The sequence below is a fragment of the Streptomyces sp. NPDC001604 genome, assembly GCF_042893475.1.
Lineage (GTDB): Bacteria > Actinomycetota > Actinomycetes > Streptomycetales > Streptomycetaceae > Streptomyces.
On record NZ_JBIAUY010000001.1, the window covers coordinates 608,482 to 630,513 of the forward strand.

General features: G+C 68.4%; 18 protein-coding genes and 2 tRNA genes. 3 read left to right on the forward strand and 17 right to left on the reverse strand.

The window, feature by feature from the left end; translation table 11 throughout:
• Positions 1-26 precede the first annotated feature (26 nt).
• The 9 genes from rodA to ACFY1E_RS02870 all read right to left on the reverse strand — a co-directional run bounded on the left by rodA (position 27) and on the right by ACFY1E_RS02870 (position 11,883).
• The gene (rodA, locus tag ACFY1E_RS02830) at positions 27-1,226 is read right to left on the reverse strand and encodes a rod shape-determining protein RodA (protein ID WP_389070600.1); all 1,200 of its coding nucleotides are present in this window, start codon (positions 1,224-1,226) and stop codon (positions 27-29) included.
• The gene (mrdA, locus tag ACFY1E_RS02835; RefSeq protein ID WP_389070603.1) at positions 1,223-3,472 is read right to left on the reverse strand and encodes a penicillin-binding protein 2; all 2,250 of its coding nucleotides are present in this window, start codon (positions 3,470-3,472) and stop codon (positions 1,223-1,225) included. The genes rodA and mrdA overlap by 4 nt, the downstream gene beginning before the upstream one ends.
• A gap of 83 nt (positions 3,473-3,555) precedes the next feature.
• Positions 3,556-4,236: a rod shape-determining protein MreD gene (gene mreD, locus ACFY1E_RS02840; protein WP_389070605.1), complete on the reverse strand. Its 681-nt coding sequence runs from the start codon at positions 4,234-4,236 to the stop codon at positions 3,556-3,558.
• A gap of 19 nt (positions 4,237-4,255) precedes the next feature.
• Positions 4,256-5,209: a rod shape-determining protein MreC gene (mreC, locus tag ACFY1E_RS02845; protein ID WP_389070607.1), complete on the reverse strand. Its 954-nt coding sequence runs from the start codon at positions 5,207-5,209 to the stop codon at positions 4,256-4,258.
• 179 nt (positions 5,210-5,388) lie between these two features.
• Positions 5,389-6,408: a rod shape-determining protein gene (locus ACFY1E_RS02850; protein WP_099928866.1), complete on the reverse strand. Its 1,020-nt coding sequence runs from the start codon at positions 6,406-6,408 to the stop codon at positions 5,389-5,391.
• A gap of 300 nt (positions 6,409-6,708) precedes the next feature.
• Positions 6,709-7,122, reverse strand: a complete 414-nt coding sequence (gene ndk, locus ACFY1E_RS02855; RefSeq protein WP_030934323.1) for a nucleoside-diphosphate kinase — start codon at positions 7,120-7,122, stop codon at positions 6,709-6,711.
• A gap of 71 nt (positions 7,123-7,193) precedes the next feature.
• Positions 7,194-7,562 (reverse strand): DUF4233 domain-containing protein, encoded by a 369-nt coding sequence (locus ACFY1E_RS02860; protein ID WP_389070611.1) that lies wholly within the window; start codon positions 7,560-7,562, stop codon positions 7,194-7,196.
• Positions 7,563-7,568: 6 nt separating this feature from the next.
• Complete coding sequence (locus ACFY1E_RS02865) at positions 7,569-9,053, reverse strand: bifunctional folylpolyglutamate synthase/dihydrofolate synthase (RefSeq protein WP_389070613.1); 1,485 nt, start codon at positions 9,051-9,053, stop codon at positions 7,569-7,571.
• 205 nt (positions 9,054-9,258) lie between these two features.
• The gene (locus ACFY1E_RS02870) at positions 9,259-11,883 is read right to left on the reverse strand and encodes a valine--tRNA ligase (RefSeq protein WP_389070616.1); all 2,625 of its coding nucleotides are present in this window, start codon (positions 11,881-11,883) and stop codon (positions 9,259-9,261) included.
• 137 nt (positions 11,884-12,020) lie between these two features.
• On the opposite strand from ACFY1E_RS02870, the gene ACFY1E_RS02875 reads away from it, so the two are divergent.
• Positions 12,021-12,968, forward strand: a complete 948-nt coding sequence (locus ACFY1E_RS02875; protein WP_389070619.1) for a hypothetical protein — start codon at positions 12,021-12,023, stop codon at positions 12,966-12,968.
• 72 nt (positions 12,969-13,040) lie between these two features.
• Here ACFY1E_RS02875 and clpX read toward each other — a convergent pair whose 3' ends face one another.
• The 5 genes from clpX to ACFY1E_RS02900 all read right to left on the reverse strand — a co-directional run bounded on the left by clpX (position 13,041) and on the right by ACFY1E_RS02900 (position 17,893).
• Positions 13,041-14,327: an ATP-dependent Clp protease ATP-binding subunit ClpX gene (gene clpX / locus ACFY1E_RS02880; protein ID WP_351471003.1), complete on the reverse strand. Its 1,287-nt coding sequence runs from the start codon at positions 14,325-14,327 to the stop codon at positions 13,041-13,043.
• Positions 14,328-14,505: 178 nt separating this feature from the next.
• Positions 14,506-15,186: an ATP-dependent Clp protease proteolytic subunit gene (locus tag ACFY1E_RS02885; protein ID WP_099928871.1), complete on the reverse strand. Its 681-nt coding sequence runs from the start codon at positions 15,184-15,186 to the stop codon at positions 14,506-14,508.
• A gap of 69 nt (positions 15,187-15,255) precedes the next feature.
• The gene (locus ACFY1E_RS02890) at positions 15,256-15,861 is read right to left on the reverse strand and encodes an ATP-dependent Clp protease proteolytic subunit (protein ID WP_344402975.1); all 606 of its coding nucleotides are present in this window, start codon (positions 15,859-15,861) and stop codon (positions 15,256-15,258) included.
• A 333-nt stretch (positions 15,862-16,194) separates the two neighbouring features.
• Positions 16,195-17,592, reverse strand: coding sequence for a trigger factor (gene tig, locus ACFY1E_RS02895; protein ID WP_389070621.1), 1,398 nt, complete (start codon positions 17,590-17,592; stop codon positions 16,195-16,197).
• Positions 17,593-17,816: 224 nt separating this feature from the next.
• Positions 17,817-17,893, reverse strand: a tRNA-Pro gene (locus ACFY1E_RS02900).
• Between the two features lie 130 nt (positions 17,894-18,023).
• Between ACFY1E_RS02900 and ACFY1E_RS02905 the strand changes: the two genes are divergently transcribed.
• Positions 18,024-18,094: transfer RNA gene (locus ACFY1E_RS02905), tRNA-Gly, on the forward strand.
• 149 nt (positions 18,095-18,243) lie between these two features.
• On the opposite strand, the gene ACFY1E_RS02910 is transcribed toward ACFY1E_RS02905, so the two are convergent.
• A complete protein-coding gene (locus ACFY1E_RS02910; RefSeq protein WP_016435177.1) occupies positions 18,244-18,438 on the reverse strand; it encodes a hypothetical protein in 195 nt (64 codons plus the stop codon).
• A gap of 567 nt (positions 18,439-19,005) precedes the next feature.
• On the opposite strand from ACFY1E_RS02910, the gene ACFY1E_RS02915 reads away from it, so the two are divergent.
• On the forward strand, positions 19,006-20,175 hold the full coding sequence (locus tag ACFY1E_RS02915) for an acyltransferase family protein (protein WP_389070624.1): 1,170 nt from the start codon (positions 19,006-19,008) through the stop codon (positions 20,173-20,175).
• A 34-nt stretch (positions 20,176-20,209) separates the two neighbouring features.
• On the opposite strand, the gene ACFY1E_RS02920 is transcribed toward ACFY1E_RS02915, so the two are convergent.
• Entirely contained in the window at positions 20,210-20,677 is a 468-nt protein-coding gene (locus tag ACFY1E_RS02920) for an HD domain-containing protein (RefSeq protein WP_389070626.1), read from the reverse strand.
• A 4-nt stretch (positions 20,678-20,681) separates the two neighbouring features.
• Positions 20,682-21,872, reverse strand: a complete 1,191-nt coding sequence (locus ACFY1E_RS02925; protein WP_389070628.1) for a PP2C family protein-serine/threonine phosphatase — start codon at positions 21,870-21,872, stop codon at positions 20,682-20,684.
• Positions 21,873-22,032: the final 160 nt, after the last annotated feature.

Consider the following 22,032-nt stretch of genomic DNA (forward strand, 5'->3'; position numbering starts at 1 on the left):
GACAGAGGGCCGCCACCACCGGAGGCCTACGCCGACATCGGCCGCTGCACCCTGATCGACTGCAGCAGCCCCACCGCCATCCACACCGCGAACATCGACGAGCCGCCGTACGACACGAACGGCAGCGGCAGGCCCGTGACCGGCATGATGCCGAGGGTCATGCCGATGTTCTCGAAGGTCTGGAAGGCGAACCAGGCGACGATCCCGGCGGCGACGATCGTGCCGTACAGCTCCGTCGAGTCACGGGCGATCCGGCAGGCGCGCCACAGCACCACGCCGAGGAGGAAGATGATCAGTCCCGCGCCGACGAAGCCCAGCTCCTCCCCCGCGACCGTGAAGACGAAGTCGGTCTGCTGCTCGGGCACGAACTGGCCGGTGGTCTGCGAGCCGTGGAAGAGGCCCGCACCGGTCAGACCGCCCGAACCGATCGCGATGCGCGCCTGGTTGGTGTTGTAGCCGACGCCCGCCGGGTCGAGGCTGGGGTTGGCGAAGGCCGCGAAGCGGTTGATCTGGTACTCGTCCAGGATGTGCAGCTGCCAGATGGCGATGCAGCCGATGACGCCGGCCGTGATCAGGCCGAAGACCCAGCGGTTGGAGGCACCGGAGGCGAGCAGCACGCCCAGGATGATCGTCACCAGCACCAGGACCGTGCCGAGGTCGGGCATGAGCAGCACGATCAGGATCGGTACGGTGGCCAGGCCCAGCGCCTGCAGGACCGTGCGGTGGTCGGGGTACGTCTTGTCGCCCGCGTCGACCCGTGCCGCCAGCAGCATCGCCATCCCGAGGATGATCGTGATCTTCACGAACTCGGCGGGCTGCAGGGAGAAGCCGCCGCCGAAGACGATCCAGTTGCGGCTGCCGTTGATGGTGGCGCCGAGCGGGGTGAGCACCAGCAGGATCAGGAACACCGAGGCGCCGTACAGGATCGGGACGGCGGTGCGCAGGGTGCGGTGGCCGAGCCAGACCGTGCCGGCCATCAGGGCGAACCCGATGCCGGTGTTCATGATGTGCCGGATCAGGAAGTAGTACTGGTCGCCCTGGTTGATCTCGGTGCGGTTGCGGGTCGCCGAGAAGACGAGCACCGAGCCGATGGCCGAGAGCGCGAGGGCCGCCAGCAGCATCGGCCAGTCCAGCCGCCGGGTCACCGAGTCACGGGCGAAGATCCGGGTCCAGCCCGCGCGCCGCGGGCCGTATCCGGGGACGGAGAAGCTGCCTGCACCGGTCATGTGAGCATCCTCCGGCTTCCCCGCCTGCGCGGCCGCCTGCGGGTGGTCCGGTTGGTGGACGTGGGCGAGGGCGTGGTCGCCGCGGGCTGACTGGCCCCCGGGGAGGGGCTGGCGTTGTCGTTGGCGTGGAGTTCCTTGGCCGGGTCCTTGGGGACCTTCGGCGAGGCGATCGTGCCGTCCGTCTTGACCTTCGGCAGGCCCTTCTGCGGGCTGGGCAGCAGTGCCTTCTTGTTGTCGATCGAGCCGTCGGGCTGGACGCCGTACAGGGCGCTGTAGATGCTGCGGACGGCCTCACCGGAGGCGCCGGAACCCGTACCGGCCTGGGCGATGGTCATGACGACCGAGTAGTCCTTGGAGTACGTGGCGAGCCATGAGGTGGTCTGCTTGCCGTAGACCTCCGCGGTACCGGTCTTGGCGTGCAGTGTGATCTTGTCCTGCGGCCAGCCCTTGAACTTCCAGGCGGCGGTACCGGCGGTGATGACGCCCGCGAGGGCCTTGTCGATGCCCTTGTGCGTGGCCTCGCTGATCGGGAGCCTGCGCAGCACGCGGGGCTTGATCTCCTTGACCGTCCTGCCGTCGGCGCTGATGATCGCCTTGCCGATGGTCGGGACGTGCTCGGTGCCGCCGTTGGCCAGGGCCCCGTAGATCATGGCCTCCTGGATCGGGGTGAGCAGGGTGTCACCCTGACCGATGGAGTAGTTGATCGAGTCGCCCTCGCGCATCTTGTAGCCCTCGAGGCAACCCTCGTACTCGATCCTCTGGACGTAGGTGCCGCCCTTCTTGCCGCTCTTGCACCAGGCGTCCTTGTTGGCCTTCCAGTAGTCCTCCTTCCACTTGCGGTCGGGGACCCGGCCGGTGACCTCGTTCGGGAGGTCGATGCCGGTCTGCTTGCCGAGGCCGAACTGGTGGGCGGTCTTGTAGAAGTAGTCCTTGGGCTGGCCCTTCTTCGGGTTGATCCCGCCGTCCTTCTTCCACTCGCGGTCGGCGAGGCCGTAGAAGACGGTGTCGCAGGAGACCTCCAGGGCCCGGCCCAGCGAGATGGGGCCGAAGCTCTCGCCCTCGAAGTTCTTGAAGACCTGGCCGCCCACCGAGTACGAGCTGGTGCAGGGGTAGCCGCCGTCCCAGGCGTAGCCGGCCTGGACTGCGGCGGCCGTGGAGACCACCTTGAAGGTGGAACCCGGCGCGGACTGACCCTGTATGGCCCGATTGAGCAGCGGGTAGTCGGAGTCCTTGCCGGTGAGCTGCTTGTAGTCCTTGGCGGAGATGCCGCCGACCCAGACGTTCGGGTCGTACGTCGGCGCGGACGCCATGGCGACGATACGGCCGGTCTTGGCCTCCATCACGATGACGGCACCCGAGTCGGCCTTGTACTTCTCGCCCGTGACCTTGTCGTACTGACCGCGGGCGATCTTCATCGCGTTGTCCAGCTCGTACTCGGCGACCCGCTGGACGCGGGCGTCGATGCTGGTGACGAGGGTCGAACCGGCCTGGGCGGGATCGGCCTTGGCCTTGCCGATGACGCGGCCGAGGTTGTCGACCTCGTAGCGGGTGACACCGGCCTTGCCGCGCAGTTCCTTGTCGTACTGGCGCTCCAGGCCGGAGCGGCCGACCTGGTCGGAGCGGAGATACGGCGAGTCGGTGTCCTTGGCCTTCTGGATCTCCTCGTCGGTGACGGGCGAGAGATAGCCGAGGACCTGAGCGGTGTTGGACTTGCCGGGGCCGGGGTAGCGGCGCAGTGCCTCGGGCTCGGCGGTGATGCCGGGGAAGTCCTCGGAGCGCTCGCGGATCTGCATGGCCTGGCGGGGCGTGGCCTCGTCGGTGATGGGGATCGGCTGGAAGGGCGAGCCGTTCCAGCAGGGCTGGGGCGTCTTGGCGTCGCACAGCCTCACCCGCTGCATGACCTCCTTGGGCTTCATGCCCAGGACGCCGGCCAGCTTGGTGAGGACCGCCTTGCCGTCGTCCTTCATCTTCAGCAGGTCGGTGCGGGAGGCGGAGACCACGAGCCGGGTCTCGTTGTCGGCGAGCGCCACACCGCGGGCGTCCAGGATCGAGCCGCGTACGGCGGGGTCGACGACCTGCTGGACGTGGTTGCCGGACGCCTCCTTGGCGTACTGGCTGCCCTCGCGGATCTGCAGGTACCACAGCCGACCGCCGAGGGTGCCGAGCAGGGAGAGGACCAGGATCTGGATGACGACGAGCCGGATCTGGACCCTTGGGGTCCGTCCGGTCTCGGGAATGTTGGTCACTGCGGCTGCCTCCCCCTCTCAGTGTGTGTACGTGTCATATACGACAGAGCTGTGAATGGCGCCCGCCGCCAACTCCCGCCTGCTCACAGCCGCTTGACCCCCTTGATGCGGCCCACGCGGGCGGTGCGGGTGCGGGCCCTGGTCTTCAGGGCGCCGAGGCCGCCGCGCTGGCCGCCGAGCTTGAGGCCCGTGCCGTTGGAGATCCAGCCGGAGGTGATGTCGGCGGCCTTCTTCGAGGTGGAGCCGGCCTCGGCGAGCGGGTCGTTGTCCGCGCGCCGGGCCAGGGCCATGATCCCGGGCACCACGAAGGGGGCGAGCAGCAGGTCGTACAGGGCCGCCGAGAACATCAGGCTGACGAGGCCGACATGGCGGGCGGCGGTGTCGCCGACGAGGGCGCCGACACCGGCGTACAGCAGGGTCGAGCCGATGGCGGCGGCGACCACGACGAGCATGGGCCCGGTGGCCGACTTCAGCCGCCCGTTCTCCGGTCTGGCCAGCCCGGCGAGGTAGCCGATGACGCACAGCACCAGGGCGTAGCGGCCGGCGGCGTGGTCGGCGGGCGGGGCCAGGTCGGCGAGCAGGCCCGCGCCGAAGCCGACGAGGGCGCCGCCGACATGGCCGTAGACCAGGGCCAGGCCCAGCACGGTGAGCAGCAGCAAGTCGGGGACGGCGCCCGGCAGATGGAGCCGGGCGAGGACGCTCACCTGGACCACCAGGGCTACGACGACCAGGGCCGAGGAGAGCAGGATCCGGTTGACGCGCATGGGGATTCAGCTCCTACTGCTACGGGGTCTGGCCGGGCGATGCGGTCGCGTTCGCAGACGCATCCGCGGACGGGGTGACCGTGACGGTGACCGTCGGCGTGGGCGTCGGCTGGGGCTTGTCGGGGAGCACCGTGTCGCGCGGGTCCTTCTTCGGGGTCTCCACGACGACGCCGACGATGTCCAGCTTGGAGAAGCTGACGTACGGCGTGACGTAGAGGGTGCGGGTCAGGTTGCCGCCGGACGGGTCGACGCGGGAGACCACACCGACCGGGACGCCCGGCACGAAGGGCTTGTCGGCCTCGGAGCCGAAGGTGACCAGGCGGTCGCCCTTCTTCACGTCCGCCTTGGAGTTGAGCAGTTCCACCCGCAGCGGACGGTCGCCCTGTCCGGTGGCGAAGCCGAGCTCGTCGCTGCCCTCCATGCGGGTGCCGACGGTGAAGTCCGGGTCGTTGGCGAGCAGGACGGTGGAGGCGTCGGGGCCGACGTTGGTGACCCGTCCGACCAGGCCGTCGCCGTTCAGCACGGTCATGTCCCGCTTGATGCCGTCGTTGGCGCCGACGTCGATGGTGATCGTCCAGGAGAAGCCCTGGGCCGCTCCTATGGCGATGACCTGGGCGCCCTTGATGCCGTACTGGCCCTCGGCGGAGACCTTCAGCATCTTGTCGAGCTGCGCCAGGCGGCTGCGGTTGCGGTCGTCGCTGCCGAGTTTCGCCTTGAGGGCCGCGTTCTCCGTCTCCAGACGGGCGAGCCGGTCGTGCCGGGTGCCCGAGTCACGGACCGCTGAGACGGCGTTGCCGACCGGGTCGACCGCCGACGCCACGCCGTCCTCGATCGGACCGAACACGGTGGCCGCGACCTGGCGGGCACCGTCGACCGGTGAGTCCTCCCCGCCGCGGATGTCCACCGTGATCAGAGCGAACGCGATGGCGATCAGCAGCACCAGGAGCAGCCGGCTCTCTCGTGTGTCCCTCACGTGCGGCGGCCGTGCCTTCCTCATAGGAATGTGCAGAGGTTCAGGTGTTCAGTTCAGCTGGGCAGTTCCAGCGGCAGAGGCTTACGGGCGAGCTTATGCCTCTATATCAACTGCCTCTATATCAACGATCCGCCGCACGAGAGGAGATCGTCCCGTACGGCGGAATCGAAGCGTTGCCGTCATCTGCGCGGCTGGGCGTCCAGCACCTGCTGGAGCGCCTCGAACTCCTCGACGCACTTGCCCGAGCCGAGCGCGACGCTGTCCAGCGGGTCCTCGGCGATGTGGATCGGCATCCCGGTCTCCCGGCGCAGCCGCTCGTCGAGGCCGCGCAGCAGCGCTCCGCCGCCCGTCAGAACGATTCCGCGGTCCATGATGTCGCCGGACAGCTCCGGCGGGCACTTGTCGAGGGTCGTCTTGACGGCATCCACGATGGCGTTGACCGGCTCCTCGATCGCCTTGCGCACCTCGGCGGCGGAGATGACGACGGTCTTGGGCAGTCCGGAGACGAGGTCCCGGCCGCGGATCTCGGTGTGCTGGTCGTCGTCGAGGTCGTACGCCGAACCGATCGTGATCTTGATCTGCTCGGCCGTCCGCTCACCGAGAAGGAGCGAGTACTCCTTCTTGATGTGCTGGATGATCGCGTTGTCCAGTTCGTCGCCCGCGACGCGGATGGACTGGGCGGTGACGATGCCGCCGAGCGAGATGACTGCGACCTCCGTGGTGCCGCCGCCGATGTCCACCACCATGTTGCCCGTGGCCTCGTGGACCGGCAGGCCGGAGCCGATGGCCGCCGCCATGGGCTCCTCGATGATGTGCACCTGACGAGCACCGGCCTGCGAGGACGCCTCGATCACGGCGCGGCGCTCGACACCCGTGATGCCGGAGGGCACACAGACGACGACACGCGGCCGTGCGAGATACCGCCGCTTGTGGATCTTCAGGATGAAGTAGCGGAGCATCCGCTCGGTGATCTCGAAGTCGGCGATGACGCCGTCCTTCAGCGGTCGTACGGCAACGATGTTGCCAGGGGTCCGACCGATCATCTTCTTCGCCTCGGCGCCGACCGCGAGGATGCCACCGGTGTTGGTGTTGATCGCGACGACGGACGGTTCGTTGAGTACGATCCCGCGACCCCTGACGTACACCAGCGTGTTGGCGGTCCCGAGGTCGACAGCCATGTCACGGCCGATGAACGACATTGAGTTCCCCATCAGGATTCGTCTGGCCTTCCTGGGAGCTTTTGAGGGCTTTTCAGGTCGGCGAAGTGGGTGCTGTGACGTGAAGGCTTCCATCGTAGACGCGCCTGCACAAACACTGCGCGAGGGTCTTCGCCATTGTCAGCAGATGAAGCGTCGCCTCGCTTGTGGAGACGGCCCATCGGGGGCACTCGTTCCCCCGATCGGCACGCATATGCCAGAGGACGGCCGGAAACCCTCGGCCGCCCCAGGTCAGACGGGCGAGCGACCTGACGGTCACTCAAAAATTCATAGGTTTGTCGCTCAACCGCGGCCGGGGAAAAAGATCTTCACCTCGCGCTCGGCGGACTCCTCGGAGTCGGAGGCGTGGATCAGGTTCTCGCGGACGATCACGCCGTAGTCGCCGCGGATGGAGCCGGGCGCGGCGGCGATCGGGTCGGTCGGGCCGGCCAGTGCGCGCAGCCCCTCGATGACCCGCTCTCCCTCGACGATCAGCGCGACGACCGGACCGGAGGCCATGAACTCCACCAGCGGCTCGTAGAAGGGCTTGCCCTTGTGCTCGCCGTAGTGCTGCTCCAGGGTCTCCTGGTCCAGGGTGCGCAGCTCCAGCGCGGTGATCTGCCAGCCGGCCTTGCGCTCGATACGGCTGATGATCTCGCCGGTCAGGCCACGACGGACCGCGTCGGGCTTGAGCAGGACGAGGGTGCGCTGGGTCACTGCGGGCTCCTATGGAAGATCAAGGATGGTGCGGGGGTGTTCGAAGATTACAGGGCGTGTCCGGGCCCCTGTCACACAGCGTCAGGTGTGGAGGAACCCGCCGAGCCGGTCTCTGCGGCGGCGAACCTCGCCTTCGCCTCGTCGATCTTTCTTCCGTAGTGCACCGAGGCCCACCACAGGGCGGCGAAGACCACGCCCAGGAAGAACATCGTCGGGACGACGAAGCCGGAGGCGACGAGGGCGGCCTGCAGGACCCAGCCGAGGGCGATGCCGCCCGGACGCGTCACGACACCGCACAGCGCCACGCACAGGAACATCGCGATGCCGCTGACCGTCCACACCGTCGACGTGGCGAGGCCGGGGTTTTTCATGGCGACGAGTCCGGCGAAGCCGATCACGAAGAACTCGCCGATCAGGGTCGATGCACAGAGCGTACGCACGCGTGGTCAGCCCCTTCCCAGCAGCAGCCGGGCTTCGCCGACGGTGATGACGGAGCCGGTCACGAGCACGCCGCCGCCCGCGAACTCGCCCTCCTCCTCGGCCAGCGTGATCGCGGCCTCCAGGGCGTCCGGCAGTCGCGGTTCGACCTGGACGCGCTCGTCGCCGAACACCTCCACGGCGATCGCGGCGAGCTCGTCGGCGTCCATCGCGCGGTGACTGGAGTTCTGCGTGACGACGACCTCGGCGAAGATCGGCTCGAAGGCCTCCAGCACTCCTCGTACGTTCTTGTCGCCGCTCGCGCCGACCACACCGATCAGCCGGCTGAAGTCGAAGGCCTCCCCGATCGCCTCGGCGGTCGCGCGGGCACCGGCCGGATTGTGGGCGGCGTCCAGGACCACCGTGGGCGAGCGCCGTACGACCTCGAGCCGCCCCGGCGAGGAGACGGCCGCGAAGGCCTTGCGGACGGTGTCGATGTCGAGCGGCTCGGGCCGCTGCGAACCGACCCCGAAGAACGCCTCGACGGCGGCGAGCGCGACGGCCGCGTTGTGCGCCTGGTACGGGCCGTGGAGCGGGAGGTACACCTCGTCGTACTCGCCGCCGAGGCCGCGCAGGGTGAGCAGCTGTCCGCCGACCGCGACCTGCCGTGACACGACCCCGAACTCCAGGCCCTCGCGGGCCACGGTGGCGTCGACCTCGACGGCCTTCTTCAGCAGCACCTGGGCCGCGTCCACCGGCTGTTGGGCCAGGATGACCGTCGCGTCCTGCTTGACGATGCCGGCCTTCTCGGTGGCGATCGCGCCGGGCGTCTCACCGAGGCGGTCGGTGTGGTCGAGGTCGATGGGGGTGACGACGGCGACGTCCCCGTCGATGACGTTGGTCGCGTCCCAGGAGCCGCCCATCCCCACTTCCACCACGGCGACATCGACGGGCGCGTCCGCGAAGGCCGCGTACGCCATGCCCGTCAGCACCTCGAAGAAGGACAGCCGGTACTCCTGCTGTGCGTCGACCATCTCGATGTACGGCTTGATGTCCTCGTACGTCTCGACGAAGCGCTCGGCGGAGATGGGGGCGCCGTCCAGGCTGATGCGCTCGGTGATCGACTGGACGTGCGGGGAGGTATAGCGGCCGGTGCGCAGTTCGAAGGCGCCGAGGAGGGCCTCGATCATGCGGGCGGTGGAGGTCTTGCCGTTGGTACCGGTGATGTGGATCGAGGGGTACGAGCGCTGCGGCTCGCCCAGGACGTCCATCAGCGCGGCGATACGGCTGACCGAGGGCTCGAGCTTGGTCTCGCCCCAGCGGGTGGCGAGCTCCGCCTCGACCTCGCGCAGGGCCTTGTCGACCTCGGGGTCTTCCGGCCGCGCGGGCACATCGGCCTGCGGCGGGCCGCCCTGCGTGCGCAGGGTGCGGCTGCCGGCCTCGATGATCGCGAGGTCGGGGTCGCGGTCGGTCTCTGCGGCGACGATGTCGTCGAAGGGGTCGCTTTCACTCACGGGGTCAGTCTACGTACGCAGCCCGCGGGAAATCGTGCCGCCTGGGGCAGCACCCGCAGCACCACGGCCCGCGGGCAGTCGTGCCGCTGGGCGGCACGGGTGGGCGCGGGCGGCACCCCGCAAGTGCGGGCGAGCGACCCCACCCCAACAGCAGCCGAAGGCCCCGGAGCCGAAAGCTCCGGGGCCTTCGCCGACGTAAGAGAAGCTACGCCTCCGGCAGCCGGTCCAGCTGGGCCTGAATGCGAGCGATGTCCTGCTCCGCCTTCGCCAGCCGCCCGCGGATCTTGTCCACCACGTTGTCCGGAGCCTTCGCCAGGAACGCCTCGTTGCCCAGCTTCGCCGTGGCCTGGGCCTTCTCCTTCTCGGCCCCCGCGAGGTCCTTCGCGAGGCGCTTGCGCTCCGCCGCGACGTCGATCGTGCCGGACAGGTCGAGGGCGACCTCGGCGCCGCCGACCGGCAGGGTCGCCGTGGCCGTGAAGGACTCACCCTCCGGCTGCAGGCGCAGCAGCTGGCGGATGGCCGCCTCGTGCGGAGCCAGCGCCGTGCCGTCCAGGGTCAGCCGGGCCGGAACCCGCTGCCCCGGCTGCAACCCCTGGTCGGCGCGGAAGCGGCGGACCTCGGTGATGACGGACTGCAGGGTCTCGATCTCCTGCTCCGCCGCCTTGTCGCGGAAGCCGCTGTCGCTCGGCCACTCGGCGATGACGACCGACTCGCCGCCCGTGAGGGTGGTCCAGAGCGTCTCCGTGACGAAGGGGACGACCGGGTGCAGGAGCTTGAGCGTGACGTCGAGGACTTCACCGAGGACCCGCTTGCTGACCTCGGCCGGCTCGCCGCCCGCCTGGAACGTGGTCTTGGACAGCTCGACGTACCAGTCGAAGACCTCGTCCCACGCGAAGTGGAACAGCGCGTCCGAGAGCTTCGCGAACTGGAAGTCCTCGTAGAGCGCGTCCACTTCGGCGACCACGGAGTTGAGGCGGGAGAGGATCCAGCGGTCGGTCGCGGACATCTTCGAGGCGTCCGGCAGCGGGCCCTCGACCGTGGCGCCGTTCATCAGCGCGAAGCGGGTGGCGTTCCAGATCTTGTTGGCGAAGTTGCGGGAGCCCTGGACCCAGTCCTCGCCGATCGGGACGTCGACGCCCGGGTTGGCGCCGCGGGCGAGGGTGAACCGGAGGGCGTCGCTGCCGTACTTGTCCATCCAGTCCAGGGGATTGACGGCGTTCCCGAAGGACTTCGACATCTTCTTGCCGAACTGGTCGCGGACCATGCCGTGCAGGGCGATGGTGTGGAACGGCGGGGTGCCGTCCATCGCGTACAGGCCGAACATCATCATCCGGGCGACCCAGAAGAAGAGGATGTCGTAGCCGGTGACCAGGACGGAGTTCGGGTAGAACTTCGCGAGCGACTCGGTCTGTTCGGGCCAGCCGAGCGTGGAGAACGGCCACAGGCCGGAGGAGAACCAGGTGTCGAGGACGTCGGTGTCCTGGCGCCAGCCTTCGCCGCTCGGCGGCTGCTCGTCCGGTCCGACGCAGACGACCTCGCCCTGCGGGCCGTACCAGACCGGAATGCGGTGACCCCACCACAACTGACGCGAGATGCACCAGTCGTGGAGGTTGTCGACCCAGTCGAAGTACCGCTTCTCCATCTCCTGCGGGTGGATCTTGACCTTGCCCTCGCGGACCGCGTCACCGGCGGCCTTCGCGAGCGGACCGACCTTGACCCACCACTGCATGGACAGCCGCGGCTCGATGGTGGTCTTGCAGCGCGAGCAGTGGCCGACGGAGTGGACGTAGGGCCGCTTCTCGGCGACGATCCGGCCCTCGGCGCGCAGCGCGGCGACGATCGCCGAGCGGGACTCGAAGCGGTCCAGGCCCTGGAAGGGGCCATGGACGGTGATCACGGCGTGCTCGTCCATGACCGTGATCGCCGGGAGGTCGTGGCGCTGGCCGATCTCGAAGTCGTTCGGGTCGTGGGCCGGGGTGACCTTGACGGCGCCGGTGCCGAACTCGGGGTCGACGTGCTCGTCCGCGACGACCGGGATGGTGCGGTCGGTCAGCGGGAGCTTGATCTGCTTGCCGACGAGGTGCTTGTACCGCTCGTCCTCCGGATGCACCGCGACGGCCGTGTCACCGAGCATGGTCTCGGCGCGGGTGGTGGCGACGACGACCGTCTCCTCCCCCTCGCCGTACTTGAGGGAGACCAGCTCGCCGTCGTCGTCCTGGTACTCGACCTCGATGTCGGAGATCGCGGTCAGACAGCGGGGGCACCAGTTGATGATGCGCTCGGCGCGGTAGATCAGCTCGTCGTCGTAGAGGCGCTTGAAGATGGTCTGGACGGCCTGGGAGAGCCCCTCGTCCATGGTGAACCGCTCGCGCGACCAGGCGACACCGTCACCGAGGCGCCGCATCTGCCCGCTGATCTGGCCACCGGACTCGGCCTTCCACTGCCAGACGCGGTCGACGAAGGCCTCACGGCCGAGGTCGTGGCGGGACTTGCCCTCCTTGCCCAGCTCACGCTCGACGACGTTCTGGGTGGCGATGCCGGCGTGGTCCATGCCGGGCTGCCAGAGCGTCTCGAAGCCCTGCATGCGCTTACGGCGCGTCAGCGCGTCGATGAGGGTGTGCTCGAAGGCGTGCCCGAGGTGGAGCGAGCCGGTGACGTTGGGCGGCGGGATGACGATGGTGTACGACGGTTTGTCGCTCTTCGCGTCGGCCTCGAAGTAACCGCGCTCTACCCAGCGCTCGTACAGCGGCCCCTCTACATCGGCCGGCGCGTACTGGGTCGGCAGTTCGGTGTCGGGCGCGGGTGGCTGCTGCTGAGCGTTCTCGGTCACGGGGTCAGTTTAGGGGTGTCGCAGCGGTGTCCCGAAACGTGTTTGCTCTGTAACGGTGGGGGCCCCGATGCGGTGCGCTGTCCGTGTCTGCGCCAGGATGTCGGCACCACATAAACATTCTGGAGGGGAACCCAGTAATGAGCTACAACCAGCCGGGCCCGTACGGCGGGCAGCCCCAGCAGCCCGGACCGTACGGCCAGCCGGGCCCCTACGGCCAGCAGCCGCCGCAGGCCCCTCCGGCCCAGCCCGGCTACGGCTACCCCCAGCAGGCCCCTCCGACTCAGCCCCAGCCCGGTTACGGCTACCCGCAGCAGGCTCCCCCACCGCAGCCCCAGCCCGGCTACGGCTACCCCCAGCAGCCCCCCTACGGCCAGGACCCGTACGGCCAGCAGCCCTACACCGTCCCGCAGCCGCCGGTGCCCAGCGGTGGCGGCGGCAAGAAGGCGGGCCTGATCATCGGCGCGGTGGCGGTCGTGGCGGCCATCGGGGTCGGGGCGTACCTGGTGCTCGGCAATGCGGGCGGGGGCAGCAGCAGCGTCTCGGACGACGGTGCGCACAAGCTGACGGCGCCGGCGACAGTCCTCTCCGGGGAGTACAAGAAGGGCAGCGACTCCTCGGCCGGCCAGATGAGCGACAAGGACGTCAAGGACGCCGAGTCGTGGGGCGTGCAGAACGCCAAGGACGTCAGCGCGCTCTACACCTCGGGATCGGGTCTCACCGCGAAGAACCTGATGTTCACGGGCGTGTACGGCACCATCGACGACCCGGAGAAGACCGTCGACGCCATGTTCGCCCAGAGCAAGACGGAGGCCGAGAAGAGCTCGTCCGGCGGCAAACTCGTGGGCAGCCCCCAGGAGTTCAAGCCCGCCGGCTTCGACAACGGCATCATGAAGTGCCAGGAGGTCGACACCACGACCTCCGGGCAGACCGTGAAGATGCCGATCTGCATCTGGGGTGACCACAGCACCCTCGCCTACGTGGTCTCGTACGACCTGGCTTCCATGACCTCGGGCAAGAGCACCTCGCTGGACGACGCGGCAGCCCTGACCGCCAAGCTCCGCAACGACGTGCGCGTCCCCGCCTGACACCCGACGTCACGACCACGAAGGGGCCCCGGTCGGTCGACCGGGGCCCCTTCGCCGTGTGCGGTACGGCGGCTACGCCGTCTTCTGCTCGCCCGGCCCGCGGCCCCGCGCGTCCCGTGGGATCAGCGTCGGGTTGACGTTCGAGTGGACGACGTCCGCCGTGACGACGACCCTCGCCACGTCCTTGCGCGAAGGCACCTCGTACATCACCGACATGAGGACTTCCTCCATGATGGCGCGCAGTCCGCGGGCGCCCGTCTGGCGGAGGATGGCCTGGTCGGCGATGGCCTCCAGGGCCTCGCGCTCGAAGTCGAGTTCCACGCCGTCGAGTTCGAACAGGCGCTGGTACTGCTTCACCAGGGCGTTCCGCGGCTCGACCAGGATCTGGAGCAGGGCCTCGCGGTCCAGGTTGTGGACCGAGGTGATGACCGGGAGGCGGCCGATGAACTCGGGGATCATGCCGAACTTGACCAGGTCCTCGGGCATGACGTCCTCGAACTGGTCCTTCGCCTCCAGCTCACGCTTGGAGCGGATCGTCGCTCCGAAGCCGATGCCCTTCGCGCCCGCCCGGGACTCGATGATCTTCTCCAGGCCCGCGAAGGCGCCGCCCACGATGAACAGGACGTTCGTCGTGTCGATCTGGATGAACTCCTGGTGGGGGTGCTTGCGGCCGCCCTGCGGCGGCACCGAGGCCGTCGTGCCCTCGAGGATCTTGAGCAGGGCCTGCTGCACGCCCTCGCCGCTCACATCGCGCGTGATCGACGGGTTTTCGCTCTTCCGGGCGACCTTGTCGATCTCGTCGATGTAGATGATCCCGGTCTCGGCCTTCTTGACGTCGTAGTCGGCCGCCTGGATCAGCTTGAGCAGGATGTTCTCGACGTCCTCACCGACATAGCCGGCCTCCGTCAGCGCCGTGGCGTCGGCGATGGCGAACGGCACGTTCAGCATGCGGGCCAGGGTCTGGGCCAGGAGGGTCTTGCCCGAACCCGTGGGGCCGAGCAGCAGGATGTTGGACTTCGCCAGCTCGATCGCGTCGTCCCGACCGTTGGCGCCGCCGTTCTCGCCGGCCTGGACGCGCTTGTAGTGGTTGTAGACCGCCACCGAGAGGGCCTTCTTCGCCGGCTCCTGGCCGACGACGTAGCCCTCGAGGAACTCGTAGATCTCGCGCGGCTTGGGAAGTTCCTCCCAGCGCACCTCGCTCGTCTCGGCGAGCTCTTCCTCGATGATCTCGTTGCAGAGGTCGATGCACTCGTCGCAGATGTACACACCAGGCCCTGCGATGAGCTTCTTGACCTGCTTCTGGCTCTTGCCGCAGAACGAGCACTTGAGCAGATCGCCGCCGTCACCGATGCGTGCCACGGTGTGCTTCCCCTTCGCCTGGGAGACGCCTGAATCCAGCGGCTCCTGGTGCTGCCTTAATCCGACGGTACCTTGCCGGGCCCCCCGTTCGGGCCCCCCTTGGCCCGGTTCACTTTGACGTGCAGCGTGTCAAAGCGCACTTACCGTGCCAAGGGGCGGCAGACGATACAGCCTCCGACTAGCGGACGGCCGCGTTGTTCATCTTCCGGGTGGAGATGATCTGATCGATCAGGCCGTACGAGAGCGCCTCCTCGGCCGTGAGGATCTTGTCGCGCTCGATGTCCTCGCGGATCTTCTCGATCGGCGTGGTGGAGTGCTTGGCGAGCATCTCCTCCAGCTGCGAGCGCATCCGCAGGATCTCGTTCGCGGCGATCTCCAGGTCGGAGACCTGGCCGCGGCCCGTCTCGCTGTACGGCTGGTGGATCAGCACGCGGGCGTTCGGCAGCGCCATGCGCTTGCCGGGCGTACCGGCGGCCAGCAGGATGGCGGCGGCGGAGGCCGCCTGGCCCATGCAGACCGTCTGGATGTCCGGCTTCACGAACTGCATCGTGTCGTAGATCGCGGTCAGCGCGGTGAACGAGCCGCCGGGGCTGTTGATGTAGACCGAGATGTCCCGGTCGGGGTCCATCGACTCCAGGCACAGCAGCTGCGCCATGACGTCGTTGGCCGAGGCGTCGTCGATCTGGACGCCCAGGAAGATCACGCGCTCCTCGAAGAGCTTCGCGTACGGGTCGTACTCACGGATGCCCTGCGAGGTGCGCTCGACGAAGCGCGGGATGACGTAACGGGACTCCGCCGTGGGGCCCGTGTACTCGGCGCGTGAGCGGTCGTACAGGCCGCTGCCGGGGAAGTCGTTCACTGTCTGTCTCCTAGGAGCTGAGGCGGTCGGCTGGGGGCTGTGCGGGGCCGCAGGGCCCCGCGGTGGGGCTCAGGCCCCGGTACCGCCGCCGCCCGGCATACCGGCGGCCGTGGGGATGACGTCGTCGATGAGGCCGTACTCCTTGGCCTCGTCGGCGTCGAACCAGCGGTCGCGGTCCGAATCGCGGGTGATCTGCTCGACCGACTGGCCGGTGTGGAAGGCCGTGAGCTCGGCCATGCGCTTCTTGGTGTGCAGCAGCCGCTCCGCGTGGATCTTGATGTCGGAGGCCGAGCCGGCCAGGCCGGCGGAGGGCTGGTGGATCAGGATCTCGGCGTTCGGCAGCGCGAAGCGCTTGCCGGGGGTGCCCGCGCTGAGCAGGAACTGGCCCATGGAGGCCGCGAGGCCCATCGCGATGGTCACCACGTCGTTCTTGATGTACTGCATGGTGTCGTAGATCGCCATGCCGGCCGTGATCGAGCCGCCCGGGCTGTTGATGTACATGTAGATGTCCTTGTCCGGGTCTGCGGCAAGGAGCAACAGCTGCGCGGTGATCTTGTTCGCGATGTCGTCGTCGACCGGCTGGCCGAGGAAGATGATCCGCTCGTTGAGCAGTCGGTTGTAGACATGGTCGCCGAGGCCACCGCCGATGGAGGGCTCGCCGGCGGCGGAGGGCATCAGATTCGTCACGTATCCACCTGCTCGTCTTACGACGGCGCCGGGCCGTCTCACGTTTCCCTGCGGGGGCCTCCGGCGGTTTCGCGGAGTTCCCTGCCCCCATATTCATGGACCCTAACGCGCGGGTCCCTTCGGGGAATCCCGCGGAGGGGGGTGTTCGCCGGGGGCGTAGCGTCGTGGGTACTTTCGGTTCATCTGCGACTGCGGGTGGTGTGGGGCTGATCGCGCAGTTCCTCGCGCCCCTTTGTGCGGCTGCCGCTCCCCGGAACGAGACGGGCCCCTGGGGAAGTCCCCCAGGGGCCCGTCATACGTCCGTCAGGAGCGCCGGGGGCGTCAGCCCTCGGTCTTCTCCTCGTCGGCCTCGGTGGCGTCGGCCTCCGTGGCCTCGGCGGCGACCTCGGCGGCCGTCTCGACCTCGTCCTCGTCGTCCAGGTCGATGACCTCGCCGTTGGTGTCCTTGACCGTGGCGGCCTCGACGACGACCGCGAGGGCCTTGCCGCGGGCGACCTCGCCGACCAGGAGCGGAACCTGGCCGCCCTCGACGACGGCCTGGGCGAACTGGTCGGGGGACATGCCGGAGGAGGCCGCGCGCCGCATGAGGTGCTCGGTGAGCTCCTCCTGGTTGACGTTGAGCTTCTCCTGCTTGACCAGCTCGTCGAGGACGAACTGGGTCTTGATGCCCTTGACCGCGGCTTCCTTGGTCTCGGCGTCGAACTCCTCGACCGTCTTGCCCTGGATCTCGAGGTACTTCTCGAGGTCGAGGCCCATCTGGCCGAGCTGGTGGTGCTCGAGGTTGTGCTTACGGGTGTTGATCTCGTCCTCGAGCAGCTTCTCGGGGACGGGCACCTCGACGAGCTCCAGCAGCTTCTCCAGGACGCGCTCCTGGGCCTGCGTGGCCTGGTCGTACTGCTTCATGTTCTCGAGGCGCTTGCGGCTGTCCGCCTTCAGCTCCTCCAGGGTGTCGAACTCGGAGGCGAGCTGCGCGAACTCGTCGTCCAGCTCGGGCAGTTCGCGGGCGGCGACCTGGGTGACCTTGACGGTGACCTCGGCCTCCTTGCCGGCCGCGGAGCCGCCCTTGAGCTCGGAGGTGAAGGTGGCCTCCTCGCCGGCGGACAGGCCCTTGACGGCGTCGTCGATGCCGTCGAGCAGCTCGCCGGAGCCGATGGTGTAGGAGACGCCGCTCGCGACGCCGTCCTCCAGGACCTCGCCCTCGACCTTGGCCTCCAGGTCGATGGTGACGACGTCGCCGTCCTCGGCGGCGCGCTCGACCGGGGAGGTCGAGGCGAAGCGCTCGCGGAGCTGCTCGACCGACTTGTCGACGTCCTCGTCGGTGACCTCGACGGCGTCGACCTCGACCTCGATGCCGGAGTAGTCCGGGATCTCGAGGGCGGGACGGACGTCGACCTCGGCGGTGAAGTTCAGCGTCTCGCCGTCCTTCAGCTCCGTGATGTCGACCTCGGGCTGGCCGAGGACGTTCAGCTCGGCCTCGTTGACCGCCTCGGTGTAGAACTTCGGAAGCGCGTCGTTGACCGCCTCCTCCAGGACCGCACCGCGGCCGAACCGCTGGTCGATGACGCGCGCCGGGATCTTGCCCTTCCGGAAGCCCTTCACCGTGACCTGCTGGTTGATCTTCTTGTACGCCGCGTCGAGGCTGTCCTTGAGCTCCTCGAAGGGCACCTCGACAGTGAGCCGAACCCGGGTCGGGTTCAGGGTCTCCACGGCGCTCTTCACGGTTCGGTCTCCTTGTGGCTGACTTCTTGGTTTCTGCCGGAGCCAGACTGGTCCGGCGGATTTCGCCGCCCGGAGGACGTCCGAAGGATCTCCAGTGGTGGTCCAGTGGATTCCTGTGGATGAGACACACGGGCGCGCAGCTTGCATAGTAACCGCAGCGGCTGAACGCCCCAAAGGCGATCATGCGAGGTGATCGCCCGGGGTGACCGGTGTTGACCGGTCGGTGGTCGGGGTGGCGGGATTTGAACCCACGGCCTTCCGCTCCCAAAGCGGACGCGCTACCAAGCTGCGCCACACCCCGTCAGGTGCGACACGTAGGGTACATGCCCACAGACAGCGCGGCCGCCGCATTTACGGAGTGTGCGCCGAGGGGGCCGGACCCGCTACGATGCCTTCTGTGCCGCGGTCACCTGACCTGCGGCGCGTGCTGTGCGGGCGTAGCTCAATGGTAGAGCCCTAGTCTTCCAAACTAGCTACGCGGGTTCGATTCCCGTCGCCCGCTCTCTGCACATCAGGGCCGGGCCGGAGGATCTTCCTCCGGCCCGGCCCTGATCGTTTCGGGCGCCGCCACGTCCGGTGCGTGGGGCGTGATCGTCCACGGGCGCGGCGCGGCGGCCTCCGCGTCCCCCGCGGGTGGAGCATCTGCCCGGATCAGAAGCTGATCGAGTTGATGGTCTCCGCTATCGAGTTCAGGAACCGGTTGATCGACGGGGCCATGCCGGTCGACGCGAGGAAGAAGCCGAAGAGCACCGCGACGATCGCCGGGCCGGCCTTGATCGAGCCTCCCCTGATCAACACCACCAGGATGATCGCCAACAGCAGCACCACTGACAGTGAAATGGCCACAACTGATCACACCCTCGGTCGGTCCGCTCTCCCGGCCCGGGGGTGCCAGCCCCGCGCACCCCCGCCAGAACCATCGTGCCACCAACAGGGCCCCCGTATGCGACAGGTGAGGCATCGTCGGTGACACCTGTGCCGGACCTTTGCCTCGGCCATGTGGGCGCGGCACGTCCGAGAGCCCCAACGCCCGTTGCCCGCACAGCAATTCGACGGTGCACCCGCACAGGGAATTCGCCGAGATCATTTCCATGTCCACACAACGCGTTCGCAGGTATTTCGAATTGTTGTCACGGGCACAGCACAGTTGCCAACGCGAGCCCCTCGAAAGGCCAATGAAGCAGACATTCCACTGGAGTCGCCCCCTGGTCGTATGCCCCGTTTAGTCGGGACGAGTCGTGACAACCAGGACATGTAATGGTGTGCCGACCGTCACGTCCATGAGGTTGTCGACGGTTGTCGTCGGTTGTCGACTTCCCTTAATCGCAGGCACTCGAAGCCAATTGAGGGAACATTGAGGGAACCACGTGGGGAGTTTTACGAAAACCCACAGACGACGCTAGGGTGCCTCAGATGTTTGACGCTGCGAACTCGTTGCACCCGCACGGCCAGAACAGGGCGCTGCTCCCTCCGGCACAGTCGCCGGCGTCGGGAGTGCCGAGTCCGCGGTCACCACAGAATCAGCAGAACAAGCCCCCCAAACCCGGCAAACAGCGCGACTCGTTCTTCGACAACGCGAAGTACCTGGCGATCCTGCTGGTGGCGATGGGCCACTCCTGGGAGCCGCTGAAGGGTGACAGTCGCATCCTGGAGGCCGCGTACACCGTCGTGTACACCTTCCACATGCCGGCGTTCATCATCATCTCCGGCTACTTCTCGCGCAGTTTCGACATGCGCCCCGACCGCGTCAGACGACTGATCACCGGCGTCCTCGTGCCGTACATCGTCTTCGAGACCGCGTACACCCTCTTCAAGCGCTACGGCGACCACGACCCGAGCATGACGGTCAGTCTGCTCGACCCCTGGTACCTCACCTGGTTCCTGGCCGCACTGTTCATCTGGCGGCTGACCACCCCGCTGTGGAAGACCCTGCGGTGGCCGCTGCCCGTCGCGCTCGGCATCGCGATGTTCGGGTCGGTCTCACCGGAGATCGGCGACGACCTCGACCTCCAGCGCGTGCTGCAGTTCCTGCCGTACTTCGTGCTGGGCCTGTGCATGAAGCCGGAGCACTTCCGGATGGTGCGCACGCGGAGGATGCGGATCCTGGCGGTGCCCGTCTTCGTGGCCGCGTCGGCCGTCGGCTGGTGGGCGGTGCCGCGGATGAACACCGCGTGGTTCTACCACCGGGACTCCGCCCAGGAGTTGGGCGCGCCGTGGTGGACCGGACCGGTCATGGTGCTCGCCATGTTCGGCTGCTCACTGCTGCTGACCGCCTGCTTCTTCGCCTGGGTGCCGCGCCGGAAGATGTGGTTCACGGCACTCGGTGCGGGCACGCTCTACGGCTACCTGCTGCACGGGTTCCTGGTGAAGGCCGGGGAGTTCTACGGCTGGTTCGAGCCGAAGTGGTTGCACCGGCCGTTGGGGGAGATCTTGGTGACGGTGGCGTTCGCCGCGGCCGTCACTCTGTTGTGCACTTCGCCGGTGCGGCGGGTGTTCAAGGGCGTGATGGAGCCTGAGATGAGGTGGGCTTTCAAGCCGGAGGGAGCGGGGGTTGCGCGGGGGCGCGAGGTGGCCAACGCCTGAGGGGTTGCCGCCCGCGTGCCTGAAGACCAGGCGGCTACTGCTGGGCCAGGCCGAGAAGTGCGCGCATTCTTGCGTACTTCTCGGTCAGTCTTCTGCGGGTTGCCTCGTCGGTGAGGCGGGCCAGGCGGGCCGGATCCGCGTTGTGTGCCAGGTCCGCCTCCTTCACCAGCAGGGCGCCCGGCGTGGACAGGATCCGTTCCGCGTACGCTTCCGGGCTCTCCCCCGGGCGCTTCGTGACCGCCAGGACGATGTTCTTGGTGCGGCGGCTCAGGGGGGCCTCGTTCAGCCATTGTTCGGAGAGGGCGTCGTCCTCCACGGCGTCGTGGAGCCAGGCTGCTGCCATCTGGTCCTCGTCGCCGCCTCGTGTGCGTACGCCCTCGGCGACCGCCTGGAGGTGCTCGGTGTAGGGGCGTCCCGCCTTGTCCGTCTGGCCTTTGTGGGCGGCGCGGGCGGTGGCCTCGACCTCGGCGAGGGTCATCGGACTGCTAGGGGTTCCGGTCATCGGTTCAGCCCTGTGTCGGCGGCTGGGAGGTCGCCGTCGGGCCCTCCCGGCAGATCAGCAGGAGTGCGCGGTCGTCGTTGACGTCCTTCGCGACCGCCTCGATGAGGTGCCAGGCGGCGCCGTGGAAGCCGCCGGCGACGTAGCGGTCGGCCTCGCCGGTGAGGCGGTCGATGCCCTCGACGATGTCCCGGTCGGAGGTCTCCACCAGGCCGTCTGTGAACAGCATCAACACGTCCCCGGGGCGGAGCGAGCCCTTCACGGGGTCGAACTGCGCGCCGTCGTACACACCCAGGAGCGGTCCCTCGGCCGCCTTCTCCTCCCAGCGGCCGCTGCCCGCGCTGAGCTGGAGGCCCGGCGGATGGCCCGCGGAGTAGAGCTCGTAGTCACCGGAGTCGAGGTCCAGGACGAGGTGGATCGAGGTCGCGAAGCCCTCGTCCCAGTCCTGGCGGAGCAGATAGCCGTTGGCCGCCGGGAGGAACGCGTGCGGGGGCAGGGAGCCGAGGAGGCCGCCGAAGGCCCCCGACAGGAGCAGGGCGCGCGAGCCCGCGTCCATGCCCTTCCCGGAGACGTCCGTCAGGACGACCTCCATCGTGCGGCCGCCGTTGGTGCGGGCGGCGACCACGAAGTCGCCCGAGAAGGACTGGCCGCCCGCCGGACGCAGCGCCATCTCGCGGTGCCAGCCCACCGGCAGCAGCGGCAGCTTGCTCTGCACCCGGATGCGCTCGCGCAGGTCGAAGAGCATGGTGCCGCCGCGCCGCCAGGGCACGCCGACCCGGCTGCGGAACTGGGCGATGAGCAGACCGAAGAACCCGCAGGCGGCCACCACCAGTACGACGCCGGGGGTGACACGGGACGGGCCCTCCGTGTAGGGCCCCAGTTTCACCGACTCCACGATCAGCGCCGTGGCCGCGGCCGCGTACAGACCGAGCAGGCTCGCGGGCCGCAGCAGCAGGCCGCCCGCGACGATCGGCAGGACCAGCACGGCCGGGGAGCACCAGACGGAGTTGGCGAGCGTGACGGCGGCGATCAGCGGGACGGTGAGGAGCAGACCGGCGAGCGCGACCCAGTCCGAGCCGTCGCCGCGGAAGTAGTCCACGGCGCTTCTGCGCAGGCCGACGCGGACCCGGTGCCACTGCATCTTCAACCGGGCCGTGAACGTCTCGGCTGCTGCGCGCCGCTCTCGTCCTGCTGCCATTAGTTCGGGACCCTATCCATCGGACCAGCTGCTTGGCACGGGAGGTCCCACTTGTCCCCCGTCCGAGGCTCAACTTCACAGTGAACTTCACAGAAAGCCGTTGCGGGTCCGCCAAGGCGAAATTCCCTCGCTCCTCCCGCAATGCCCTGGTAGGCATGGT

Bases quoted from the DNA above. Each gene is read 5' to 3' on its own strand.
- rodA (WP_389070600.1), bottom strand. From the start codon at position 1,226: ATGACCGGTGCAGGCAGCTTCTCCGTCCCCGGATACGGCCCGCGGCGC.
- mreD (WP_389070605.1), bottom strand. From the start codon at position 4,236: ATGCGCGTCAACCGGATCCTGCTCTCCTCGGCCCTGGTCGTCGTAGCC.
- ACFY1E_RS02850 (WP_099928866.1), bottom strand. From the start codon at position 6,408: ATGTCGTTCATCGGCCGTGACATGGCTGTCGACCTCGGGACCGCCAAC.
- ACFY1E_RS02875 (WP_389070619.1), top strand. From the start codon at position 12,021: ATGAGCTACAACCAGCCGGGCCCGTACGGCGGGCAGCCCCAGCAGCCC.
- ACFY1E_RS02890 (WP_344402975.1), bottom strand. From the start codon at position 15,861: ATGCCCTCCGCCGCCGGCGAGCCCTCCATCGGCGGTGGCCTCGGCGAC.
- ACFY1E_RS02915 (WP_389070624.1), top strand. From the start codon at position 19,006: ATGTTTGACGCTGCGAACTCGTTGCACCCGCACGGCCAGAACAGGGCG.
- ACFY1E_RS02920 (WP_389070626.1), bottom strand. From the start codon at position 20,677: ATGACCGGAACCCCTAGCAGTCCGATGACCCTCGCCGAGGTCGAGGCC.
- ACFY1E_RS02925 (WP_389070628.1), bottom strand. From the start codon at position 21,872: ATGGCAGCAGGACGAGAGCGGCGCGCAGCAGCCGAGACGTTCACGGCC.